22 protein-coding genes and 1 pseudogene are annotated in these 22,155 nt (G+C 37.5%); 15 read left to right on the top strand and 8 right to left on the bottom strand.

Going from position 1 to position 22,155, the window contains the following annotated elements; genetic code table 11:
* Window positions 1-280 precede the first annotated feature (280 nt).
* Complete coding sequence (gene recX / locus FB379_RS13710) at window positions 281-1,096, top strand: recombination regulator RecX (protein ID WP_144598208.1); 816 nt, start codon at window positions 281-283, stop codon at window positions 1,094-1,096.
* A gap of 2 nt (window positions 1,097-1,098) precedes the next feature.
* On the top strand, window positions 1,099-1,431 hold the full coding sequence (locus FB379_RS13705) for a YfhH family protein (protein WP_063386265.1): 333 nt from the start codon (window positions 1,099-1,101) through the stop codon (window positions 1,429-1,431).
* Between the two features lie 399 nt (window positions 1,432-1,830).
* On the opposite strand, the gene FB379_RS13700 is transcribed toward FB379_RS13705, so the two are convergent.
* The 3 genes from FB379_RS13700 to FB379_RS13690 all read right to left on the bottom strand — a co-directional run bounded on the left by FB379_RS13700 (window position 1,831) and on the right by FB379_RS13690 (window position 3,256).
* Complete coding sequence (locus FB379_RS13700) at window positions 1,831-1,986, bottom strand: YpzG family protein (protein ID WP_082829369.1); 156 nt, start codon at window positions 1,984-1,986, stop codon at window positions 1,831-1,833.
* A gap of 28 nt (window positions 1,987-2,014) precedes the next feature.
* Complete coding sequence (locus tag FB379_RS13695; protein WP_063386264.1) at window positions 2,015-2,173, bottom strand: small, acid-soluble spore protein K; 159 nt, start codon at window positions 2,171-2,173, stop codon at window positions 2,015-2,017.
* A gap of 102 nt (window positions 2,174-2,275) precedes the next feature.
* The gene (locus FB379_RS13690; RefSeq protein WP_117017368.1) at window positions 2,276-3,256 is read right to left on the bottom strand and encodes a metal-dependent hydrolase; all 981 of its coding nucleotides are present in this window, start codon (window positions 3,254-3,256) and stop codon (window positions 2,276-2,278) included.
* A gap of 179 nt (window positions 3,257-3,435) precedes the next feature.
* On the opposite strand from FB379_RS13690, the gene mutY reads away from it, so the two are divergent.
* On the top strand, window positions 3,436-4,542 hold the full coding sequence (gene mutY / locus FB379_RS13685; protein ID WP_144598207.1) for an A/G-specific adenine glycosylase: 1,107 nt from the start codon (window positions 3,436-3,438) through the stop codon (window positions 4,540-4,542).
* A gap of 74 nt (window positions 4,543-4,616) precedes the next feature.
* On the opposite strand, the gene FB379_RS13680 is transcribed toward mutY, so the two are convergent.
* Complete coding sequence (locus tag FB379_RS13680) at window positions 4,617-4,784, bottom strand: cytosolic protein (RefSeq protein WP_094246379.1); 168 nt, start codon at window positions 4,782-4,784, stop codon at window positions 4,617-4,619.
* Window positions 4,785-4,887: 103 nt separating this feature from the next.
* Here FB379_RS13680 and fabL point away from each other — a divergent pair, with 103 nt between their 5' ends.
* Together fabL and FB379_RS13670 are read left to right on the top strand one after the other, a co-directional pair.
* A complete protein-coding gene (fabL, locus tag FB379_RS13675; RefSeq protein ID WP_130157645.1) occupies window positions 4,888-5,637 on the top strand; it encodes an enoyl-[acyl-carrier-protein] reductase FabL in 750 nt (249 codons plus the stop codon).
* Window positions 5,638-5,721: 84 nt separating this feature from the next.
* Window positions 5,722-5,865 (top strand): annotated as a pseudogene (locus FB379_RS13670) (gamma-type small acid-soluble spore protein); the annotation flags it as partial.
* Window positions 5,866-5,940: 75 nt separating this feature from the next.
* Here FB379_RS13670 and FB379_RS13665 read toward each other — a convergent pair.
* Window positions 5,941-6,756 (bottom strand): undecaprenyl-diphosphate phosphatase, encoded by an 816-nt coding sequence (locus tag FB379_RS13665; RefSeq protein WP_144598206.1) that lies wholly within the window; start codon window positions 6,754-6,756, stop codon window positions 5,941-5,943.
* Between the two features lie 214 nt (window positions 6,757-6,970).
* Here FB379_RS13665 and FB379_RS13660 point away from each other — a divergent pair, with 214 nt between their 5' ends.
* From FB379_RS13660 to FB379_RS13645, 4 genes are all read left to right on the top strand, one after another.
* Complete coding sequence (locus FB379_RS13660) at window positions 6,971-7,243, top strand: YgaB family protein (RefSeq protein WP_232515610.1); 273 nt, start codon at window positions 6,971-6,973, stop codon at window positions 7,241-7,243.
* A gap of 104 nt (window positions 7,244-7,347) precedes the next feature.
* Window positions 7,348-7,875: a nucleoside tri-diphosphate phosphatase gene (ntdP, locus tag FB379_RS13655; protein WP_063386259.1), complete on the top strand. Its 528-nt coding sequence runs from the start codon at window positions 7,348-7,350 to the stop codon at window positions 7,873-7,875.
* Between the two features lie 65 nt (window positions 7,876-7,940).
* Window positions 7,941-9,689 (top strand): ABC transporter ATP-binding protein, encoded by a 1,749-nt coding sequence (locus FB379_RS13650; RefSeq protein ID WP_066247284.1) that lies wholly within the window; start codon window positions 7,941-7,943, stop codon window positions 9,687-9,689.
* A 178-nt stretch (window positions 9,690-9,867) separates the two neighbouring features.
* On the top strand, window positions 9,868-12,588 hold the full coding sequence (locus FB379_RS13645) for a tetratricopeptide repeat protein (RefSeq protein ID WP_144598205.1): 2,721 nt from the start codon (window positions 9,868-9,870) through the stop codon (window positions 12,586-12,588).
* 690 nt (window positions 12,589-13,278) lie between these two features.
* Here the strand turns inward: FB379_RS13645 and FB379_RS13640 are convergent.
* Window positions 13,279-14,352, bottom strand: a complete 1,074-nt coding sequence (locus tag FB379_RS13640; RefSeq protein WP_066247279.1) for an FUSC family protein — start codon at window positions 14,350-14,352, stop codon at window positions 13,279-13,281.
* A gap of 339 nt (window positions 14,353-14,691) precedes the next feature.
* Window positions 14,692-15,993 (bottom strand): glutamate-1-semialdehyde 2,1-aminomutase, encoded by a 1,302-nt coding sequence (locus FB379_RS13635; RefSeq protein ID WP_144598204.1) that lies wholly within the window; start codon window positions 15,991-15,993, stop codon window positions 14,692-14,694.
* 162 nt (window positions 15,994-16,155) lie between these two features.
* Between FB379_RS13635 and FB379_RS13630 the strand changes: the two genes are divergently transcribed.
* From FB379_RS13630 to perR, 6 genes are all read left to right on the top strand, one after another.
* Window positions 16,156-17,190, top strand: a complete 1,035-nt coding sequence (locus FB379_RS13630) for an ABC transporter ATP-binding protein (RefSeq protein ID WP_063386255.1) — start codon at window positions 16,156-16,158, stop codon at window positions 17,188-17,190.
* Window positions 17,183-17,974 carry an ABC transporter permease gene (locus FB379_RS13625; protein ID WP_144598203.1) on the top strand — a complete coding sequence of 264 codons (792 nt, stop codon included), beginning with the start codon at window positions 17,183-17,185 and terminating at the stop codon, window positions 17,972-17,974. Before FB379_RS13630 ends, FB379_RS13625 begins: the two co-directional genes overlap by 8 nt.
* A 4-nt stretch (window positions 17,975-17,978) precedes the next feature.
* Entirely contained in the window at window positions 17,979-18,764 is a 786-nt protein-coding gene (locus FB379_RS13620; RefSeq protein ID WP_063386253.1) for an ABC transporter permease, read from the top strand.
* A 140-nt stretch (window positions 18,765-18,904) separates the two neighbouring features.
* Window positions 18,905-19,309, top strand: a complete 405-nt coding sequence (locus FB379_RS13615; protein ID WP_063386252.1) for an ion channel — start codon at window positions 18,905-18,907, stop codon at window positions 19,307-19,309.
* Window positions 19,310-19,370: 61 nt separating this feature from the next.
* On the top strand, window positions 19,371-19,841 hold the full coding sequence (gene bcp / locus FB379_RS13610; protein WP_063386251.1) for a thioredoxin-dependent thiol peroxidase: 471 nt from the start codon (window positions 19,371-19,373) through the stop codon (window positions 19,839-19,841).
* A 245-nt stretch (window positions 19,842-20,086) separates the two neighbouring features.
* Complete coding sequence (gene perR / locus FB379_RS13605; protein ID WP_186439264.1) at window positions 20,087-20,530, top strand: peroxide-responsive transcriptional repressor PerR; 444 nt, start codon at window positions 20,087-20,089, stop codon at window positions 20,528-20,530.
* A gap of 24 nt (window positions 20,531-20,554) precedes the next feature.
* Here the strand turns inward: perR and FB379_RS13600 are convergent, their stop codons facing one another.
* A complete protein-coding gene (locus tag FB379_RS13600; RefSeq protein WP_063386249.1) occupies window positions 20,555-20,917 on the bottom strand; it encodes a YgzB family protein in 363 nt (120 codons plus the stop codon).
* Window positions 20,918-22,155: the final 1,238 nt, after the last annotated feature.

The raw sequence follows: 22,155 nt of genomic DNA, 5'->3' as shown, positions 1-22,155 counted from the left end.
TTTCTTTGACAATATTTTTTCCTTTGCTTTGATGCAATAACAGAGAGGACCGCATTTCCTGACTGAAGCAGATTTGCCTGATGCCAGCAAAATATTTAGAAATCATAATAAGAACGGTTGAATTTTGCTTCATAGTTTTATAGCATCAACGGCTAGAAAAGTCAGCAAAATGTTCCTTACAAGCTGAAAAATCTATTGTTACAGTATTCATACACTTTCATGCTTAAAACTTCCATTTATTTATTTTTTCTATGGTACTATAAAAATGAGGTGTCTGTACATGTTTATTGTAAAAATAGAAGTTCAACCTAAAAAGAAAAATCGTTTTAATATTTACGTCGATAGAGGAAACGGTGAAATATTTGCTTTTAGCGTCGGGGAAGATGTTTTAATTAAGCACGGGCTAAGAAAAGGGATGGAGCTTGATGAGCTGGATATAGATGCGATTTTGCACGAGGATCAAATAAAAGCAGCATTCAACAAAGCTTTAACTTTTCTTGGCTATCGAATGAGATCGGAAAAAGAGGTCCGTGACTATCTTGTAAGTCAAGGTATAGATGAGAGGGTTATTGAACGTGTAATGGTTGAGCTTCAATTAAAAAATTATGTAAATGACAAGGAGTTTGCGGAAGCCTTTGTAAGAACGCAAATGAAAACCACTTTGAAAGGGCCCGGCATAATAAAAGCAGAACTGGGACAAAAAGGGATTGAGAACGATTTGATAGAAGCAGCTCTTGATCTTTTCACGAAAGAAAGACAAATAGAAGCAGCGTATAAATTAGCTGAAAAGCAATTGGGAAAAAAAGCGAACATATCTATGTCGCAGCTAAAGCAAAAAATAGAGCAGGCAATGTTTAGGAAAGGTTTTTCATCCGAAGTGATTCAAGCTGTTTTAGAGATGCTGCCTTTACATGAACGTCATGACCAAGAATGGGAAGCATTATTAATACAAGGCGAAAAAGGGAAAAAAAAGTATTCCCATCTAGATATGTACACATATCGTCAAAAGCTTGCGCAATTTTTATATCGAAAAGGTTTTTCGCAAGAACTTATTCAGCAATATTTGCAAAAACACTTAGAGAAAAGCGAGGAATAGGAATGGAAAAACGGTACAGTGAAATGACGGAATACGAGCTAAAAAATGAAATTGCCCGATTAAAAGAAAAAGCGCGCAAAGCGGAACAGCACGGAATGATCAACGAATATGCTGTCCTGGAAAGGAAAATTGCTATGGCAAAAGCATATATGTTGAATCCTGACGATTTTCCGCCAGGTGAGACGTATGAAATCGATGGAGCTCCTGGTGAATATTTCAAAGTTGAATATTTAAAAGGAGTTTTCGCTTGGGGGTATCGATTATCATCTCCTTTAAAGGAGGAAGCACTGCCGATATCGATGTTGATTAAAAAAAGTAATATAAATGAGAAATAAGTTGAGAACGAAAAATGAAGGAAGTTGGGGAAAAGAGTGGCCGCTGATTTCTTTCAATCGTTTTTTTCTTCCTGTTCGTGGCTATGCTTCATCGCGCCTAACTTTACATTATGGTTATCAAACTGAATACTCTCTCAATTGACCTTGAAAGGATACGGATTTCGTTTTTAGCTTGAAATCTTTTGTTAACAAATAGTATCAAAAAAAACCATATATTTAATAAGGCGAATAATGGAAATTTGTTTACTCAAGCAATGTTGAAGCTAAATATTTTCTTTATTAAATTTAATCGAGGAAATCATAGTTGAGTTTTGAATCTAGGCGATTATTTTTAAAAATTAAAAAAGGTCTGTATAAACAAGATCATGCCAAATAATGGCATGATCTCGTATTATTTATTTATGAACGTTTTCGCATTTCGTTTTCCAAAATGATTAAGCTTTGGGTTTGCTGGGTTTCCCCGTTTACTTGACGGAATGAATGTTTCGGTTTTCCCCAAGCTCCTAAAAATTCGTTTTTCTGCTTTTTTGATAAGGATGATCGGTTAGTGTCCATTAGTAAACACCTCTTGAAAGGTCAATGGTTATGAAAAATTTTTATCCCGTTCTCCTGAAGCTTTCATCCTCTCTTGAGGGTGTGTGTTAATGGTTCCGTTCGCACGACGTGACGCGAATTCCGCTTTAGCACGTGGCTCACCGTCAAATTTTTCATGCTTCGGAAATCCTTTTGCTTTATTGCGCATCGCAGATCCTCCAAGGAGAAAAAAATTTGCGCTATTGGACGCGCATAAATAGTATTTGCTTATTAGAAGCCAATATAAAAGAAAATTAAGGAAATGTCATAATCAATCAATTAGCGGTTTAAGTTTTTTCTTCATTCTTTTTTTACTGAAAATCCAACCTGTGTACGAACGAACAATGTTGAGGTCTTTATCGAGCTGTGCAACTGCTACAAAGGGATAATGACCTTTGCTGAAATAACGCAAGTCAACCAAACGGATTTCGGTATAATCAAGCTGCTCTTTTATTTGCCAATGGAAAACAGGGGAAAAATGCAAAAATGCTGAAATATTCCGGTCTTTTTTTGCGGCTTCCATTGCAGGGTGATTCGGCAGCTCTTTGCGCTCAAACTGGTCGACGATTTGAATTTCGGTAAAATTTGAATATGCAACGTAATAATGTTCTTTTGTCACAATGACGAGCTGCCACTTGCGGAATTTCATTGTTGGGTTAAATATGACGTTTTCAACATTTTTCCATCTGTTTAAGATTTTTTTCTTAATCGATCTTTGCATTAGAAGTCTAACGACATAATATAAAGCGATTATGCAATAAATAATTAAAAAGGTATAGCCCCCATGGGCGCCGGAAAGCCAAATGCCAATGCCGACAATATGAGCGATGAAGATAAACGAATCAAACGTATTAATTGTGCCCAGCGCAATCCACTTTTCAGAAAAAGGTCTGAGAGCTTGAGTGCCGTAGCCGTTGAAAATGTCGACAACAACATGAAGAACAACAGCTAATAACGTCCAAATCCATACATGGATGAGGCTGCTGCTTGGCATAAGAAAATGAATTGCTCCAGTGATCAACAGCGACCATAATAAAACTGCGGGAATTGAATGAGTTATTCCGCGATGATTTTTTAAATAAGCTGCATTATTTTTAAATTTAAGAACCGTATCAAGATCTGGTGCTTGTGAACCGATAATCGTGCCAACAAGAACTGCCTCGCTTGTCAGAAAGGAACCGCCGACAGCCGGATCCAAAGTTGCTAAGCCTCCCAATGCGATTCCCATGACGAAATGTGTACCTGTATCCAAAGCCATCCTCCTTAGCTGAAAAAACAATCGTTATGATGATATTTGAATTTTTTCCATTGAACGCAAAAAACATAAATTCATTTTTTCTTTCATGCCAAAAAAAAATAATGTACGATAAATTCATAAGTTCTTTTTAGTGTAACATATTTTGAAGTGCATAATGGAGGAAATATTGAAAAATGGGTCAATCACTGCAAAAAATTGAGAATTTCGATATTAAAACATTTCAGGAGGACCTGATCGGCTGGTATATACGGGAAAAAAGAGATTTGCCCTGGAGAAAGGACCAAGATCCATACAAAGTATGGGTATCTGAAATAATGCTTCAGCAAACACGGGTGGAAACGGTTATACCGTACTTTAACAATTTTATTAAAAAATTCCCGAATGTTGAGGCGCTGGCAAATGCGGATGAAGAAGAGGTTTTAAAGGCATGGGAAGGCCTAGGCTATTATTCGCGCGCCCGAAATTTGCACAGTGCAGTGAAAGAGGTGGCAGCAAAATACGGAGGAAAACTTCCGGATGACCCGAAGCAGCTTGGAAAATTAAAAGGAATTGGGCCTTATACAAAAGGAGCAATATTAAGCATTGCTTATAACAAGCCTGAGCCTGCTGTTGACGGCAATGTGATGAGAGTGCTGTCAAGAATTTTACTGATTGAAGAAGATATAGCAAAGCCAAAAACAAGAAGAATATTTGAAGAAGCGGCTGCAAATCTTATTTCAAAAGAACGTCCTTCCGATTTTAATCAAGCATTAATGGAACTGGGAGCAATGGTTTGTACGCCGACTTCTCCGTCCTGTTTGCTTTGTCCTGTACAGGAGCATTGTCTTGCCTTTTCAGAAGGATTACAGGAAAAGCTGCCAGTAAAAACACGAAGCAAATCAACAAAGCAAGTTTCGATTGCTTGCGCGGTTTTAGTGCAAAACAACGATTTATATATTCATAAAAGACCTGACACAGGACTGCTTGCGAATTTGTGGGAATTTCCAAATTGCGAAGTTCGCACAAACAGAATTCCTAAAAGGATATATCTAGAAAATTTTTTGCGGGAAGAATACGGTGTTGAAGCGAAATTAAGCGAGCTAAAAGGAACGATTCAGCATGTTTTTTCCCATTTGACATGGAATATTAATGTTTATTTCGGCAAAGTTTGTAGCGATGAATCAATGAAAGAGCTTGAAAAAGTTTTCATCAAGGATATTGATCGATATGCTTTTCCTGTACCTCATCAAAAAATATTTGCTCTTTATAAGGAAAAAGCTGGCATACAAGTGGAGCCGTAATTCCATTGGGAAGTGAATGAAAATGCAATCGGCATGTACCGATTGCATCCATTATGTCTCAAAAATTGGTTTAATCAGTCTTTGTTAATACCGCCGCGCGCTTCAATTTCTTCTATAATTTCACGGTGAATGGTATGACCTTCTATATTCAGGTAAGGCATAATTTGTTGAAAGGCGCGGTGATAATGCTGAAGCTCCTCACTGCTCCAAGCTTGCTTCGAGATCATGGAGAGCTCTGTCATATCTCGTATAGGCAATTTACAAAAACTCCTTTTTATATGTTTTTCTATATCTATTCTTTGTTACGATAGAAATAACTATTCAATACATAAGGAGATGTAAAATATGAATGAAAAAGTAGCGCTTGTCACAGGATCTTCAAGAGGAATCGGCAAAGCTATTGCCTTGAGGCTTGCTGAAAAAGGGTATCACATCGTCATTAATTATGCTCGCAGCAAATCGAAGGCGATCGAAACCGCGGAAGAAATTGAACGTCTTGGTGTGAAAACGCTTGTGGTGAAGGCAAACGTCGGAAAACCTGAAAAAATAAAGGAAATGTTTGCAGAAATTGACAAAACGTTTGGACGGCTTGATATTTTAATAAACAATGCAGCATCTGGAGTTTTACGCCCTCTAATGGAAATTGAAGAATCCCATTGGGATTGGACGATGGATATTAATGCAAAAGCACTTCTTTTTTGTGCGCAGGAAGCAGCAAAATTGATGGAAAAACACGGCGGCGGACACATCGTGAGCATCAGCTCTTTAGGGTCTATTCGCTATTTAAAAAATTACACGACAGTAGGGGTTTCTAAAGCAGCTCTTGAAGCTTTAACTAGATATTTAGCAGTTGAATTAGCACCGAAAAATATTGTAGTAAATGCGGTTTCCGGCGCAGCTGTCGATACGGATGCATTGACACATTTTCCGAACAGGGAGGAAATTTTAAACGAAGCAAAAGAAAAGACTCCGGCTGGAAGAATGATTGAAAAAGAGGATATCGTAAATGCAGTTGAATTTTTGCTCTCTGAAAAAGCTTTCATGATAAGAGGGCAAACTTTGATCGTAGATGGAGGCATTTCCTTATTGCTGTAACTGCAAATTTTTTTGGATAAGTTTTTTCCCTCCTGGACATGATATATGACGTGGAGGTGAAAAATGATGGCAAAACAACAGCAAAACAAAACAAATGCTCAACAAGTGAGAAAGCAAAACCAACAATCAGCTCAAGGATTTGGAACAGAATTTGCTGCTGAAACAGATGCACAACAAGTAAGACAACAAAATCAACAATCTGAACAAAATAAACAACAAAATTCTTAACTATTAATTTTGAATGTTTCTTTTAAAAGAGCCAGGCAAAAAGCGGAGAACGTTTCAGCTCTCCGCTTTCTTTCATTAAAGGAAAAAAACATAGATGATGATCGCCAAAATGATCCGATAAATAGCAAATGGTGTAAGTTTAATGCGGTTGATCAACTGCAAAAAGAATCTTATGGCCAAAAGCGCGAAAATAAACGCACTGATGAATCCGGCGATAAAAAACGGCAGGACGTCGATCGTGAAATGCTCCCAATTTTTAATAAGAGAAAGACCGCTCGCCCCCGCCATTATCGGCACAGCCATAATAAACGTAAAATCGGAAGCTGCACGATGGCTTAAACCGGCTAAAACCCCGCCGGAAATCGTTGAACCGGAACGCGAAAAACCAGGCCAAAGGGAAATGCATTGGATGAGGCCGATGGTTAGCGCTTGTTTGTATGTAATTTGATCAACCGTTTCTGCTTTCGGTTTTCTTGGACCAAATAGGTCTGCTGCAATCATTAATAATGCCCCTAACACAAGGCCGACTAATACGCTATGAGCGGAAAACAAGTACGTATCAATATAGTCTTCAAATAAAAAACCTAAGACGGCAGCAGGAAGAAGTCCTGTGATGACAAGGCCAAGCGTTAATCTTTGACCGTTTTGATGCTGCATTTTCTTAATCTGTAATAAATCGAAAAAGCGATCTTTAAATACGATCACCGCTGCTAGTATTGATCCAAGCTGAATGACGACTTTAAAAGAGTTGGCGACAGGCTCTGAATATATTTCTTTAGATTTTAGAAGAATGTCATCAACAAGAATCATATGTCCAGTAGAAGAAACAGGGGCAAATTCCGTTAACCCTTCAACAATGCCTAAAATGACTGCTGTGATGATTTCCCACACGATATAGTAACTTCCTTTCTCTCAAAAAAAATCAAAGTTTGTAATGATTCAATCTTGTCAGATTGTACATAATGAATGAATGGAGAGTCAATAATAATTTTGACCTAAGCGTTCATACGACAAAACTTCTTAATTGTCTACATAACTTGTCAAAGGAATCAAGTGAAATAGTTAGAATATGTATCCATAAACATTTTATGTGGGAGGGATTCATTTGAATACATATAACCGCTTTGATCTGCTAGTTGGCGAACAGCTTGAAACGATGGATAAGCTTGTATCGCTTCAATCTAAAATAGAGCATTATCAACAAATGGAATTGGAATTTTTGAGACAAAATGATGATAAGAAATTGCGTTCTGTGCAAAAAGAAATTGAAAAAATGAAAAATGAGTTGATAGACATTCAAAAAACGTTTGAAAAGCAAACGGAAGAAGTTATTAAAATGTACCAAATCGAAATGTATGACTCGAGTCAGCCATTTTAGCGGCATGGCTCTTTTATTTTCTTTTTGAATATCAAACGTTATAATAAAGAAAAATGATTTTTTCGGATTTGAAGTGAACTGTTCATTAGAAAGTAGGGAACAAAATGGCGCTGCCAAAGGAAGGAGATATCATTCAAATACACAGTTATAAACATAATGGATGCATTCATCGTGTTTGGGAGGAAACGACCGTTTTAAAAGGATCGCAAAACTGTATTATTGGCGGCAACGATCGAACAACGGTTACCGAAGCTGACGGCAGAACTTGGATTACAAGGGAGCCGGCGATTTGTTATTTTCATGCACGTCATTGGTTTAATGTAATTGGAATGATTCGTGGTGACGGCATTTATTATTATTGCAACATCAGTTCTCCTTTTGTTTGGGATAATGAGGCATTAAAGTATATTGATTATGATTTGGATATTAAAGTGTTCCCGGATATGACCTATACACTGTTAGATGAAGATGAATATGAACGGCATAAGAAATCAATGAAATATCCGCAAGTCATTGACCGTATCTTAAAGAATAATGTGAACAAATTAATTTATTGGATACGCGGTAGAAAAGGTCCGTTTTCCCCTGAATTTATCGATCAGTGGTATGAAAGATATTTAACATATTTATGATGGAAAAGTCTGTTGGAGTATCAACAGACTTTTCGCTTTGCATTGATCTGAAAGGAGAGAAATGGTTGGGTTCGATTAAACGCTATTTTCAATTTGTAAAACCATATAAAAAACAAATTTTTTTAACGATTTTCATCGGGATTATAAAGTTTGGCATTCCTTTGTTAATTCCGCTCGTATTGAAATATATCGTCGACAATATTTTAAACGGATCATTATCAAATGACGTAAAGATAGAGATGCTTCTTTTTTTAATGGGCATCATGTTATTTATATTCCTCGTCATACGGCCGCCGATCGAGTATTATCGGCAATATTTTGCGCAATGGACGGGAAGCAAAATTTTATATGATATTCGCGATCAACTGTTTACTCATCTTCAGCGGCTGAGCTTAAGATATTATTCAAACAATCGTGCGGGAGAAATTATTTCGCGGGTGATTAATGATGTTGAACAAACAAAGACGTTTGTTATTACGGGCCTTATGAATCTATGGCTTGACCTTTTTACTATTATATTTGCCATTGGGATTATGTTTACGATGGATGTCACGTTGACCATTGTATCGATTATGTTGCTTCCTATATACGGATTGTCAGTTAAATATTTTTACGGCAGGCTTCGTCATTTGACAAGAGTTAGGTCGCAGGCGCTGGCAGAGGTGCAGGGGCATTTGCATGAGAGGGTCAGCGGAATGGCTGTCATTCAAAGCTTTGCGAATGAAGAGCATGAACAAAAAGAATTTGATCGTGAAAATCGCAATTTTCTTGAAAGGGCGATTGATCATACAAAATGGAACGCAAAAACGTTTGCTGTTGTTAACACCGTTACTGACCTAGCGCCTCTTTTCGTCATTTTTTACGGGGCTTATGAAGTGATACAAGGGAATTTAACGATCGGGACGATGGTTGCCTTTACAGCCTATATTGATCGGTTGTACAATCCTCTTCGCCGTTTGATCAATTCATCAACTACTTTAACACAGGCTTTCGCTTCAATGGACAGAGTATTTGAGTTTCTTGACGAACCTTACGATATTGTTGATAAACAGGATGCAATAGCAGCAGACAAACTTTCGGGGGAAATTATTTTTGACAAAGTATCCTTTCGCTATCATGACAACGAAGAATTTGTACTAAAGGATATTCATTTAACGATTCAAAAAGGGGAGACGGTCGCTTTTGTCGGGATGAGCGGAGGGGGAAAATCCACCCTTGTGAGTCTTGTTCCGAGGTTTTGGGATGTAACGGAAGGAAAAATTTTGTTGGACGGCATTGACGTTAGAGATTATAAAGTGCAAAGCGTCAGGGAGCAGATCGGCATAGTTTTGCAGGATCCTTTTTTATTCAGTGAATCGATAAAAACGAATATTTTAATTGGCAAACCAAATGCAACGGATGAAGAGGTCATAAAAGCGGCCAAAGCAGCTAACGCTCACGAGTTTATTATGAGTTTGCCTGATGGCTATGATACGAAAGTGGGCGAAAGAGGCGTGAAGTTATCCGGCGGTCAAAAACAGCGAATTGCAATTGCCCGAGTATTTTTAAAAAATCCGCCGATTTTCATTTTGGATGAAGCTACGTCTGCTTTGGATTTAGAAAGTGAACAATTTATCCAAGAAGCCCTTGATAAACTGGCAAAAAACCGTACGACCTTAATTGTTGCCCATCGTCTGTCTACAATTACTCATGCAGATAAAATTGTACTAATTGAAAACGGGAAAATTGTTGAAACCGGAACTCATGAAGAACTAATGAAAAAGCGCGGACATTACTATAAACTATTTCAAATTCAGCAATTGGGTGAATGGTAAAAAATACCGCAGCAAAATGGGTAATTAGCCATTTGCTTTGAAATCCATAATATACTTTAATTTTAGCAAGACTTTTGCCAGTCAAGTTTTTCATAAATTTTTGATTCAATCCCTTTTGAAAAAACGATTTTGGTAGAATAAAAGAAAAGACTAAATTCGTATAAGAACGGAGGTTGTCATGGCGGCGGAAAAGCAGTTAATTGAAAAAAACTTTTATCAAACATTATTAAAAGAAAATGAAACGAAACATCCGATCCAACTGCTTGGGGAGCTTTTTCAAGAAGAACAAAAAAAGGTCGCATATGATCTGTCTTATGTACGCTATGCTCAAGGAGAAGTATATTTCCACCACAAAGATTATGAAGCGGCAATTTTTAAATGGGAAAATATAGAGAATGAGCTGGCGCCATGGGCGAGAAAAAATATCGGAGATGCATATTTTGAATTAGGATTATTTTCATCTGCGGAAGAAATGTACCGTTCCATTGAAACGGATTCAAAAGTTCTTAAAGCAGAAGCATCGTTAAAGCTGTTTTCGCTTCACCGCCTTCAAGGAGAAAAAGAAAAGGCGTATGAGGCGATTCGTGATGCGGTATCGATCAACCCTGACCATGGTCAAGCATCCACCATCGCTATTCAATTTTATGAAGAACAGGAAGATTGGGACAAAGCTGTCCATCTTACGGTTGAAGAATTAATTCGGACTGAAAAAGCGGAATGGTTTCAGCGTTTGATCAATTATGTTGAACAAGGTTTTGTCAAAGAAAAAGAGCCGGATTATTTCTTTAAAGCATTAACGGTTTTATACAGAACCGACGTAGAGCAATTCGAGAAGCTTGCTGTTTCGCTGTGGCGATGCTATAAACACGATCAAAAATATTTTATTCCATGGTTAAAAACGATAAACAATCTAATTTTCAATGTGAAAGTGGACGAATTTCAGCATTGGGATGAAATATCGCGTTTTTATGAAGAATCCTATAATAAGCTTCTTGGCGGATCATATTTACTAAAAGAGCTTCAAGATATTATGCCGGACATTTTAGCCAATTGGCTGAAACTATCGACAGGAAAACAACTATCGACCGCTGCAGCAGCTGTCGTTGCATGGAGTGAAATTTACCGTTCAAGCTTAGATGAGAAAGTGATAGAAGAAGCGGAGAACGTTTTGGCATCAGGTAGTCATGATCGTGCTGATGGTCATGAAGCCAAAAAACGGCTATTTGCGAAGCTGGTCGATTGGGCGGAAATAAATCAAGTAAATCTTGGGCAGAAATATCATTGGATATTAAAAAAGATTTTTGAACAGAACGAACATTATTTGCTCATTGTTGGAGAAAGCGGTTTTGCCCGATCGCTGCTTGGCCATTCTCTTCCAAGCATTCCTTCATCAAAAATTACTATTTACTGCCATGAAGACCGGACAAACATAAAGCAAATAAATAATGAAAGCATAACAGATGTATTCGCTGAAGAAGATGCGGCAGTTCGTGAAGATGGAACAATTGTTGCGGTATGTGCGCCTAATGATTTGTTAAACGATCATAAGCTAAGTTTAATAGAAGTACCTGACATAGAGCATGTTGATCAAGAGGAGCTAAAGGAATATATACAACTGGCTGATGGGTTGGTATATGTCCATCCAGAGCATCAACCTGCTTCAGTTGAGAAAATGGTAGAAAGCCTGGCATCGATTGCTTTAAAAAAGGAGCTTCCAATTTACTTTTTGCTTGAAGATAGCGGCATGCTTCATAATCATTTTAAAGAACAAATACTTGACTTTTTCCCGGAAGCTGAATTTTTCCCATTCCCTTCAAGAAATGAAGGAGAGAAGCGGAAACAGTCCTTCGCTGAATTTATTCATTCACGTTTTCCGTTTCATCAAGATAACAAAACGGAGAAGCTGTTGTTTTTCTTGAAAAAAGCTATTAAATATGCTTATAGCAAACGGATGGAATTAGAGCAGCATTTAGAAGAAAGCATCGATAAAAATAAAGAAATCGTGTCTCGATTAAAAGGATTAATACACAGCCTTGGCGATATGGAAAATGAAAAAGCTAAGGAATTGAGGCAGTCACTCCGCTCCACATTGGAAGAGATAAAAAAGGATCTTCATGATGAGTTAAGGACTCTTTTGCGATCTGCATCGAAATTCATAACGGAAAACAGCGATTTCAGCCATTTACACATAGAATTGAACAAAAAAATGAACGATCAGGTGAAGGCGCATTTTACTGAAACGCTGCTTCCAAAAATGTCGCAAAAAATGGGAGAATGGGTTTCATTTGCTGAAAGCGAGCTAAAACAATGCCAAGTCTATTTAGATGAAATGTGTGAATCGTTTAATTCATTGTACGGTCATGACCGTGTGAAGCTTATGTCTGATTTCAAAGTAGTGGATGATTGGCGGCGGGATATTGATCGTCTGACAACAGTGGTGAACATCGAAGAAGAAAATATTATGAACCGCTTTAAGCCTGCACAAGTTATATTAAAAGGAGCAGGAAAGCTGTTTTCGTCCATTGGGAAAAACAAGCTGTTTATCGCACAGCAATACAAAAAATACATTGAAACTGAAACATTCGATGATGCGATTCAATCGATGATCCGAAAATTTTTTGCTCAATTCGACTTATTTGAAAAAGGAATTGAACGAGATGTGAAAATGTTTTTCCGTGAACCTGTTCACAACCTTGAACAAATTGTGCAAGAAGGAGAGCAGCAAATTCGGACAGATCAACAACAATTGGACAGCTTGAAAACAAACCCAGAGATTTATTATGATCCGCTGACAGTTTTTGAATTAAACTTAAGACAATGTGAAATATTGAATGAATACCATTCCTTAAACAATAAAGCGGTCGAAACGAATATAAATAAGTTTTCAAGCGGAGATTAAAGCAATGCTTAGCACATTTTTAGATTAGGGGCTGTCCATAAAGTCAAATCCCCATTGAAAAACAAAAAAATCATAGACATCGATATATCAACGTTTCTAAAACATTAAAGGGGGCGTCAATAAGCCGAAAAAACGACTTATTAGACAGCTCCTATTTATTTTATTAGTAGAAGTGAAACGCAGGTCGAGACTGTCTGAGAGCTTTGAGCTCAAAAAGCTGACCGTGATTCTAAAGGAGCCTCCTTGTGATAACATCCAACAAAGCTTTGAGTTGGAAAGCTGAGAAAATACAGCTGTTCCAAATGATATAAAACTTGCCTGCGCTTGGATGATATAAGACGATTTCAATTTAACAAGATGAAGCGGTTTGGAAACAGCATTTCGGCGGGGATCAGTTGGATGATCTTGAAGACAAATTAAAACGCAGCCTTTATCCGCAAAGCTGCGTCCATGAAATTCCAGTTATCATTTGCAGAGGATAAAAATGAAATAAGATTTATTTCCAAGGCAGAAAAGCTCCCGATACTTTTCTGAGAGCAGAGAGGTCATTCAGCTTCTCAAATAAATTAAATGATTGTCTTAAAAATGATGAAAGACTACAGAATTCATGAATGAAATTCTGTAGTCTTTTACAATTTTTTGCTTTTTTCATCGCCTTCTGAAGGCTGTAATTCACGGAGATGAACTTGTTTACTCTTCATCCTCCACATGAATTTTATTTTCTTTTTTATGGAAATGTTGAAAGCTGTTAATCAATGTATCTAAATGCTCCAATTGATCGTGATAATCAACGATGGCGGAGACTAAAGATAGTATTTGGTAAAACGAATCGGAATCTTCCGCTTCTTTTTCAAATTTCAAAAACGCTTGAATGAATTCTTTTCGATTAAATTTGTCATAAGGAAGCAGGTCTTCATCGTGATTGTTTTTAATTTTTTTTGTTATTTTTAACAGCGCCTGCTCATGCAAAATTAATAAAAAGTCAAGCTCTGATATAAGCATTTCATGGAGCTTTCTAGGTATTTGCCGAAGTTCGTTTTCCAAGCAATGAATTTGGCGCAATGTGTAAAATGCCCTGTTCGTTGTGATAATCATCTGTCTATACAGGACAAGTTTTCTTGATTTTGGCAATACCTTCGCTTTAGAATAAGTTCGCTCTTCTTTGTAAAGCAAAAATAAATGATCAAGTTTTATCAGCTGATCTTTGATTTTGTCTATTTCCTCTTTAAGAGGGGCAAACTCAGATTTATTTCGAATATTGATCCGAATCCATTTCATAATCTCATGGGAAATTTCGGTGATTTTATGGTAAAGCTTTGTTTCGTATTTTGGTGGCATAAATATCAAATTAACAAAAAAAGCTGATAAAACCCCAAGTAAAATCGTTAAAAACCGTATGGTAGCAAACTGTACAAAATCGTCACCTGTTGTTTCAAGTATCGCAATAACCGTTACTAAAGCAATTGCGATTGTGTTTTCAATCTTTAATTTTAAACAAATAGCAATGGTAATCACTGCTGTAAGACCAATAATAAACGGGTTTGTTCCGAAAGAAATCCCGAATAAAACTGCGACAACAGCGCCGATTATATTTGCCTGAACTTGTTCAATTACGGTTAAATATGATCTATATATTGACGGCTGTATCGCAAAGATAGCTGCAATCCCTGCAAATGCTGGAGATGGAAAATGAAGCATCTCTGCCAGCATTAATGCCAGTGTAATTGCAATACCTGTTTTTAAGATACGGGCTCCAAGTTTCATGTTGAATAAAAATTTTTCCTTCCTTTCATCAAAAAGGTTGTAAGCTATTCAGACTATACATTGTTTAACACGAATATTCAAGGTTATTTTAAGAGAAAGGAAAAAATTAACACTCTTGTAATATGATATGATCCTTTAATATAGACAGACCAAATAGTTACGTTGTGATCGAGCGAACTTTTGCACTTTTTTCGTACAACTGAAGAGGCGGCAGTTTTACATCACCTCCATCGTTTCCAAAAGAAATAAACAACCTGAGTCCATAAATATCGGGCTCAGGCTGCTTAAAGATTTACTTTTTCATTCTGCCTGCTTGTGCAGTAGGCGCTTTAGTAAGACTCATTTTTGGTCATGTGAAAGCTGTTTAAACGATTGTTCGACTGCCGAAATGGTTTTTTTAATGTCCTCTTCTGTATGAGCGATTGTAATAAACCAGGCCTCATATTTAGACGGCGCCAAATTAATGCCTTGATGAAGCATCAGTTTAAAAAATTTAGCAAACATTTCTCCGTCTGTTTTTTCGGCTTGCTCATAATTCGTCACCTTTTCGCGTGTAAAATATACTGTTAATGCACCTTTTAAACGGTTGATGGTGATCGGTATATTATATGATCTTCCAGCGTTTAAAATGCCTTCTTCAAGCATCCTGCCGAGCTTATCAAGATAGTCATAAACTCCTTCTTCGCTCAGCACTTCCAAACAAGCAATTCCTGCTAAGATCGATGCAGGGTTTCCTGCCATCGTCCCTGCCTGATAAGCCGGTCCTAATGGCGCCACCTGCTCCATAATTTCTTTACGGCCGCCGTAAGCTCCGATCGGAAGGCCTCCGCCGATAATTTTTCCAAGTGCGGTTAAATCAGGCTCTACATGAAGCAGATTTTGGGCACCGCCGTACATAAATCGAAACGCTGTAATAACTTCGTCAAAAATAAGCAGCGCGCCTGCTTTGTGAGTAAGCTGTTTGACTGTTTCTAAAAATCCTTCCTTAGGTTCCACAATACCAAAGTTTCCGACAATTGGTTCAACTAAAACGGCTGCAACTTCATTTCCCCATCTATGAATAGCTTGTTCAAACGCCTCCACATCATTAAAAGGTACAGTGATAACTTCTTGAGCAATGCTTTTTGGTACCCCTGCGGAATCAGGCGTTCCAAGGGTCGATGGACCTGATCCTGCTGCGACAAGCACCAAATCGGAATGTCCATGGTAGCACCCGGCAAATTTAATGATTTTATCCCTTCCTGTGTATGCACGGGCAACTCGAATTGTTGTCATTACTGCTTCTGTTCCAGAATTGACGAAGCGGACCTTTTCTAGAGAAGGGATAGCTTCTTTTAACATTTTTGCAAATTTGATTTCATGAGGCGTCGGTGTTCCATATAGGACGCCTGTCTCGGCAGCGTGCTTGATTGCTTTTGTAATATGAGGGTGTGCATGGCCGGTGATGATCGGGCCATATGCTGCTAAGTAATCGATATATTTGTTGCCATCAACATCCCAAAAATAGGCGCCCTGCGCCCGCTCCATTACAACAGGTGCTCCTCCGCCGACAGCTTTATAAGAACGGGACGGGCTATTTACCCCTCCTACAATATGTTCGAGCGCTTCTTTATGCAGCTGTTCTGATTTTGTAAAATTCATTGTTTCACCTTCTTTTTTACTTAACTGTACAGCCAAAAATATTCAAGCATCCTCGTTTATTCTAGCACTTTTCATAAAAAAGAAAAAAGGTGCATGCAAATTGTTAATTTCAAATAATTCGAGTAAACTAATGTTTGTGATTGATCGATGGAGGTTACAGCTATGAATGTCATTGAAGTAGAGAATTTGCGCAAAGAATTTAAGAGCTATTCAAGCCGCTCTGGATTAAAGGGGGCTTTTCGCGATTTATTCACTAGAAACTATAAAATCAACAGAGCTGTTAATGATATTTCCTTTACAGTGAAACAGGGAGAAATGGTGGGTTATATAGGCGAAAACGGCGCAGGAAAATCGACAACGATCAAAATGCTAACAGGGATTTTAACACCGACATCAGGGAAGGTCCTGGTGAACAATATGAATCCTCATAAGGAACGGGAAAAGTTTGTCCGGACAATCGGTGTTGTATTCGGACAGCGTTCACAGCTTTGGTGGGATATTGCTGTTCAAGAGTCATTCAGGCTTTTAAAAAAGGTATATAAAGTGTCCGATCAAGATTATAACGAACATATGGATCATGTCATTAAAACGCTGGATATCGGCCCTTTGTTAGATAAGCCGGTGCGAAAGCTGTCATTAGGGCAGCGGATGAGATGCGAGCTTGCCGCAGCATTAATTCATAATCCTCCTCTTTTATTTTTGGATGAGCCGACGATCGGCTTGGACGTTTTAGTCAAGCTGAAAATTCGTGAATTTTTGAAAGAGATAAATGCAAAATACAAAACAACGATTTTGCTGACGACACATGATATTGCGGATATAGAAGCATTGTGTGAACGCGTCATAATGCTTGATGAAGGAAAAATTATATATGACGGCTCTTTGGACCATTTGCGCGGGAATTGGGGAAAAGGGAAGCAAATTGAATTTCAATTTGCCTCTTCTGTTGATGAATCCCTTTTATTGCAATTAACGAGTGGTTTTCACGTGCAATGGATGAAGGGAGATAAAAGCAATGTTTGGATCGCGCAAATTGCGAATCATGAGGAAATGCCGGAAATCATTAGCCGCGTCATGAAGGCTCAAACTATCGTGGATCTAAGCATTAAAGAAATATCAACGGAGGAGATTATACGCAACATTTATGAAAAAGGTGATGCGAACAGTAACTTAGAAAAGGTGATCATGAATGTCTAAATATTTGGAAATGATCCGCATCCGTTTTTTAATGATGCTCGCTTACAGGACAAACTATTATTCTGGAATTCTCATATACAGCATTAATATCGGTGCTTACTACTTTTTATGGACAGCCATTTATGGGGGAAAAGAAAGCATTCAAGGTTTAGATGCAGCGCAAATGGTGACATACGTGGCAATTTCATGGATGGCAAGAGCATTTTATTTTAACAACATCGACAGGGAAATCGCAATGGAAATTAGAGAAGGAAAAGTGGCAGTGGAGCTGATTCGTCCCTACAATTATCTTGGCATGAAAACGATGCAGGCGTTTGGAGAAGGCGTTTTTCGCCTTTTCTTTTTTTCCATGCCTGGAATGGTAATTGTAAGCTTTATTTTTCCGCTCGAATTACCGCTTGATTGGCAGGCGTGGTGTTTTTTTGCCATTTCCATATTTTTTAGTTTTGTTATTAATACAGAAATTAATTTATTGACAGGAATCTCAGCTTTTTTCTTATTTAACAACGACGGACTAATGAGAGCGAAACGCGTCATCATTGACTTGTTTTCCGGACTGCTGCTCCCCATTAGCTTCTACCCAGTTTGGGCTCAAGAAATAATGGAATATTTGCCTTTTCAAGCAATCAGTTATATTCCAAGCATGATCTTTACAAAAGGATTCCAAGAGGCTGAAATTACAGACGCTATTCTTTTTCAATTGTTTTGGTCCATTTTATTGATCATTCCAATTTGTGCTATGTGGGCGGTTGCGAAAAGAAAAATGATTATTCAAGGGGGGTGAAAAGATGTTTTATGTGTCAATGTTTTTTCAATATATCGCTCAATATTTAAAAACAAGGATGGAATACAGAGCGGATATGATTGTAGAGATATTGTCTGATCTATTGTTTCAGGCAGTAAATTTAGTTTTCATTCTCGTCGTATTTGGACATACAGAATCGCTTGGCGGCTGGCAAAGAGATGAAATTATTTTCATTTATGGCTTTTTCTTAGTTCCTTATGCTTTATTCAGCACCTTTTTTAACATTTGGGATTTTAATGAACGATATATTGTAAACGGTGAAATGGATCGCATTTTAACGAGACCGATCCACAGTTTGTTTCAGGTGATATTGGAGAGAATGGAGCTTGAATCGCTTTTTGGCGTTATTACAGGGCTTGTTGTCATGGGGTATGCAGCAGCCCGGCTGAATCTTACTTTTCATTGGTATGACATTTTTATTTTTATTCTATTTGTATTTGGCGGCACCCTTGTCTGCGGCAGTATTTTTGTTGCGCTTGCATCGATTGGGTTTTGGTCGGATGCAAAAACATCGATTATGCCAATGATGTATAACATTGGAAACTACGGCCGCTATCCAGTAAATATTTACAACGATGTAATACGTTTTATTTTAACGTGGATTTTGCCGTTTGCCTTTGTGGGAGTTTATCCGGCTTCCTATTTTTTACGAAAAACGGATTGGTATATTTACGCTTTTTTAACTCCTGTGATAGGCCTTCTGTTTTTTATTTTGTCGGTTATTATTTGGAATATTGGAGTGAAGCGATATCGAGGGGCAGGAAGCTGATCATAGTTTCCTTTCGTTAAGCGATAAAATTCAAAGAGGCTGTTGACATCGGTTTGGTTGACGAACAAGTTTCCTTTAGCTAGTGATAAAATTCAATAAGGCTGAATAACATGTACAAACAATAATTTTCGGGGGAAATTATGGCGATTGTCGTAGGAACAGGGATAATGTTCTGTTTGGTTATGAGCATTCGAACGATGTTTTCTGCTGTGAAAAGAGGTACGTTCCTTACGTTTGAAACTGTATATTTAATTGCTTTAGTATATGCCTCTTTTTTGTTAGGATTTGGTGTGATTTATTTAATTTTAACTCAATACGGCTTTCCGATTTTAGCTGAATCTGGGCGGCCTCTTTATGGGACGTATTTAGAAAATTTAACCACCTGCTTATACTTTAGTGCAGTTACGCTGTTTTCTGTAGGCTATGGGGATATCACTCCTTTCGGCATTGGAAGGTGGATTGCAATTGTACAGGCGATGATTGGCTACATATTGCCTACGGTTGTTGTTGCCAAAACAATGATTGATATTGAGAAGAAACAATAGTTGTAACATGAAGCGAAATTCGGTACGCTGAAGATAAAATGAACAACTGGAGGGATTAGATATGGCAGCTGAAGTGGGAAAGCCTGCACCAGATTTTGAGCTGACTGCTGATACTGGAGAAAAAGTAAAACTTTCTGATTTTAAAGGAAAATATGTAGTGCTGTATTTTTACCCGAAAGATATGACTCCGGGATGCACAACGGAAGCGTGCGATTTTCGCGATAAATATGAGAGCTTTCAAGAGCTTGATGCCGTCATTTTAGGAGTAAGCCCTGATCCGCAGGAACGACATCAAAAATTTAAAGAGAAGCACGGGCTCCCTTTTTTGCTTCTCGTTGATGAAGATCATAAAGTTGCGGAACAATACGGAGTATGGAAATTAAAGAAAAACTTTGGAAAAGAATACATGGGAATCGAACGATCGACTTTTATTATAGACAAACAAGGAATATTAGTGAAAGAATGGCGAAAAGTAAAAGTGAAAGGACATGTTGAAGAAGCTCTCACATTTATTCAAAATAGAGAAGAATGACAGCAAATGATTTGCTCTGTTCACCCTATGTTGTCAAGGCGGGCATTTGTGCCCGCTTTTTCCCGTGCAAAAGCGAAAATCTTTTTCTTAAATTGGTGCATTTTTTCAAGGAATAGATAAAATGTTCTACTAAATTAAACGCTCCCATTGACAAAAGTCTTATAATCAATGTACACTAATTATAAATATTATAAAGTAATAATGATACAAAATAAGAATGTTTTCAAGAAATGAGGTGCATGGCGATGTCAGACAATACGTTAAAGGAAGCTCTTGAAATTTTAAAACAAACGGGAGTCCGCATCACTCCGCAGCGTCATGCGATTTTGGAGTATTTAGTTAATTCAATGAATCATCCAACTGCTGATGATATATATAAAGCGTTAGAAGGTAAGTTTCCAAACATGAGTGTTGCAACTGTTTATAACAACCTTCGGGTATTTCGTGAAGTTGGACTGGTAAAAGAATTAACGTATGGCGATGCATCTAGTCGATTCGATTTTGTGACAACGGAGCATTATCATGTCATTTGCGAGGAATGCGGAAAAATCGTTGATTTCCATTATCCAGGTTTAGACGAGGTGGAGGATCTTGCAGAGCATGTAACGAACTTTAAAGTTAGCCACCACCGAATGGAAATATACGGGAAATGCCCTGCATGTCAGCAAAAAGAAAAAAATATGCACTGAGAAAGCTGGTAGGAAAACAAACTATCAGCTTTCTCTTTTCCTTGATTTACGATTGTACTTTTCGTCGAATTCTTTGCCTTCAAGCTCTTTATCAAGAGTCAAAGGCTCTCTGCAATACATGCACATATCCACACGACCGAGCATTTTTGTCACTTTCCCGCATGAAGGACATACTACTTGAACAGCTCTCGTCGATAGCATCCCGATCCAGAAATAGACGACAGTACTTCCGATGATGGATAATAAACCAAGCAGCATGAAAATGGTCATGACCCATACATGTTCTCTGAAAAAGATGCCTATGTACATAATGATAAAACCAACAAATACTAAACTTAAGGCAAAAGTGCGGATTTTATTTATTTTGCTTGTATATTTTTTAGCCATTGTACAAACCTCCTGAACACTACTATAGCATATTTTCACTTTTTTTTCGTCACAGAACGGCCAATTGCTAACAGTATTTCTTTTTTTATTTATAGAAGCTTTTGTTTAATGTGTTTTATTCAGACAGCGGATGAATAAATGATTTGCAGCGAATCTATATACACTTAAAGAAAGGACTCGCCATCCAGATACATTAGCTGTATTATTTAATAGAAAAAGAATGCTGCTTCTCTGCAATCCGATTATTTGGCCTTTGCTTTGCTGCTGTTGTTTATACAAACCTCCGATAAACCTTTGATTATAAAATATTATGGATTACTTAATGAAAAGGCAGCACTCAATATAGCAACAAATTTTTTAGGCAGTAGCCGGAGAATTATCGACTGATGTTTAAATAATGGAAAAATATTGTTTGACTGGAACGAGTATCTTTCCGATCTGAATCGAGCGTTAAAATACATTACCATTTCGGGGCGGAAAAGTTACCATCGTCGAAGATAATCAGGAACTCAACCAGAAGAGAGAAAGTGGAAAAATTCAGTTGAATTTGCAAAATTAATTAGACAGTGTTGGCTAAAGGAAAAGCATTGTTGATGCAAAACGATATCTTTGAAGCATATAATCATATTGTTGCTGCACTGCATCACTTGTAAAGACCGGAAGTGATCGGTTTCTGGCTGCTATATGTGCTCAAGTAAACCAAGCTGTATAAATAATTAAATTAATTGAATATGATAAAGGGCAGTATAAAAACGTTTCAAATTATTTTTATACTGCGTTTGGCTGTTTAATCCGTTCAAAAGCTGATTTCTGTGCGGCTCAAAAAATGTTTTTTCCGAGTTATTTGAACATCTTAAAGTCAGACTGTATTTTGCGGATTAAGTGTGCTGCTGGAATATTTAATTTAATCGAGCGGATTCAGTTGTTTAGAAATCAAAGGGAACAGGCGTTGGCAGTTTTTATTGATATTTTTTAAAAAAAGTGTTGACACTAAAATTTCATGATGATATATTATAAAGCGTCGCTGTTGAAAAGATGAATAATCTTCGAAACAGCAAAATAATCTATAAATGTAAGTTTAAAAATTTTATTCCGGTTGTTGACATAACTTCATTTATCTGCTAGAATAAAAAACCTGATCGGAAATGATCTTTGAAAACTGAACAAAACGAAAAGCGTGCCTGTTGATTCTAAAAGAGCATTTGGTGACAAACTTTTTTTGGAGAGTTTGATCCTGG

This window comes from Aeribacillus composti, assembly GCF_007827555.1.
Classification (GTDB): domain Bacteria; phylum Bacillota; class Bacilli; order Bacillales; family Aeribacillaceae; genus Aeribacillus; species Aeribacillus composti.
The sequence above is the reverse complement of the archived record's forward strand: the minus strand, read 5'-3'. Positions and strand labels throughout refer to the sequence as shown.

Coding starts and splice junctions, on each gene's coding strand:
- recX (WP_144598208.1), top strand. CDS start 281: ATGTTTATTGTAAAAATAGAAGTTCAACCTAAAAAGAAAAATCGTTTT.
- FB379_RS13705 (WP_063386265.1), top strand. CDS start 1,099: ATGGAAAAACGGTACAGTGAAATGACGGAATACGAGCTAAAAAATGAA.
- FB379_RS13700 (WP_082829369.1), bottom strand. CDS start 1,986: ATGGACACTAACCGATCATCCTTATCAAAAAAGCAGAAAAACGAATTT.
- FB379_RS13695 (WP_063386264.1), bottom strand. CDS start 2,173: ATGCGCAATAAAGCAAAAGGATTTCCGAAGCATGAAAAATTTGACGGT.
- mutY (WP_144598207.1), top strand. CDS start 3,436: ATGGGTCAATCACTGCAAAAAATTGAGAATTTCGATATTAAAACATTT.
- FB379_RS13680 (WP_094246379.1), bottom strand. CDS start 4,784: ATGACAGAGCTCTCCATGATCTCGAAGCAAGCTTGGAGCAGTGAGGAG.
- fabL (WP_130157645.1), top strand. CDS start 4,888: ATGAATGAAAAAGTAGCGCTTGTCACAGGATCTTCAAGAGGAATCGGC.
- ntdP (WP_063386259.1), top strand. CDS start 7,348: ATGGCGCTGCCAAAGGAAGGAGATATCATTCAAATACACAGTTATAAA.
- FB379_RS13645 (WP_144598205.1), top strand. CDS start 9,868: ATGGCGGCGGAAAAGCAGTTAATTGAAAAAAACTTTTATCAAACATTA.
- FB379_RS13640 (WP_066247279.1), bottom strand. CDS start 14,352: ATGAAACTTGGAGCCCGTATCTTAAAAACAGGTATTGCAATTACACTG.
- FB379_RS13635 (WP_144598204.1), bottom strand. CDS start 15,993: ATGAATTTTACAAAATCAGAACAGCTGCATAAAGAAGCGCTCGAACAT.
- FB379_RS13630 (WP_063386255.1), top strand. CDS start 16,156: ATGAATGTCATTGAAGTAGAGAATTTGCGCAAAGAATTTAAGAGCTAT.
- FB379_RS13625 (WP_144598203.1), top strand. CDS start 17,183: ATGTCTAAATATTTGGAAATGATCCGCATCCGTTTTTTAATGATGCTC.
- FB379_RS13620 (WP_063386253.1), top strand. CDS start 17,979: ATGTTTTATGTGTCAATGTTTTTTCAATATATCGCTCAATATTTAAAA.
- FB379_RS13615 (WP_063386252.1), top strand. CDS start 18,905: ATGGCGATTGTCGTAGGAACAGGGATAATGTTCTGTTTGGTTATGAGC.
- bcp (WP_063386251.1), top strand. CDS start 19,371: ATGGCAGCTGAAGTGGGAAAGCCTGCACCAGATTTTGAGCTGACTGCT.
- perR (WP_186439264.1), top strand. CDS start 20,087: ATGTCAGACAATACGTTAAAGGAAGCTCTTGAAATTTTAAAACAAACG.
- FB379_RS13600 (WP_063386249.1), bottom strand. CDS start 20,917: ATGGCTAAAAAATATACAAGCAAAATAAATAAAATCCGCACTTTTGCC.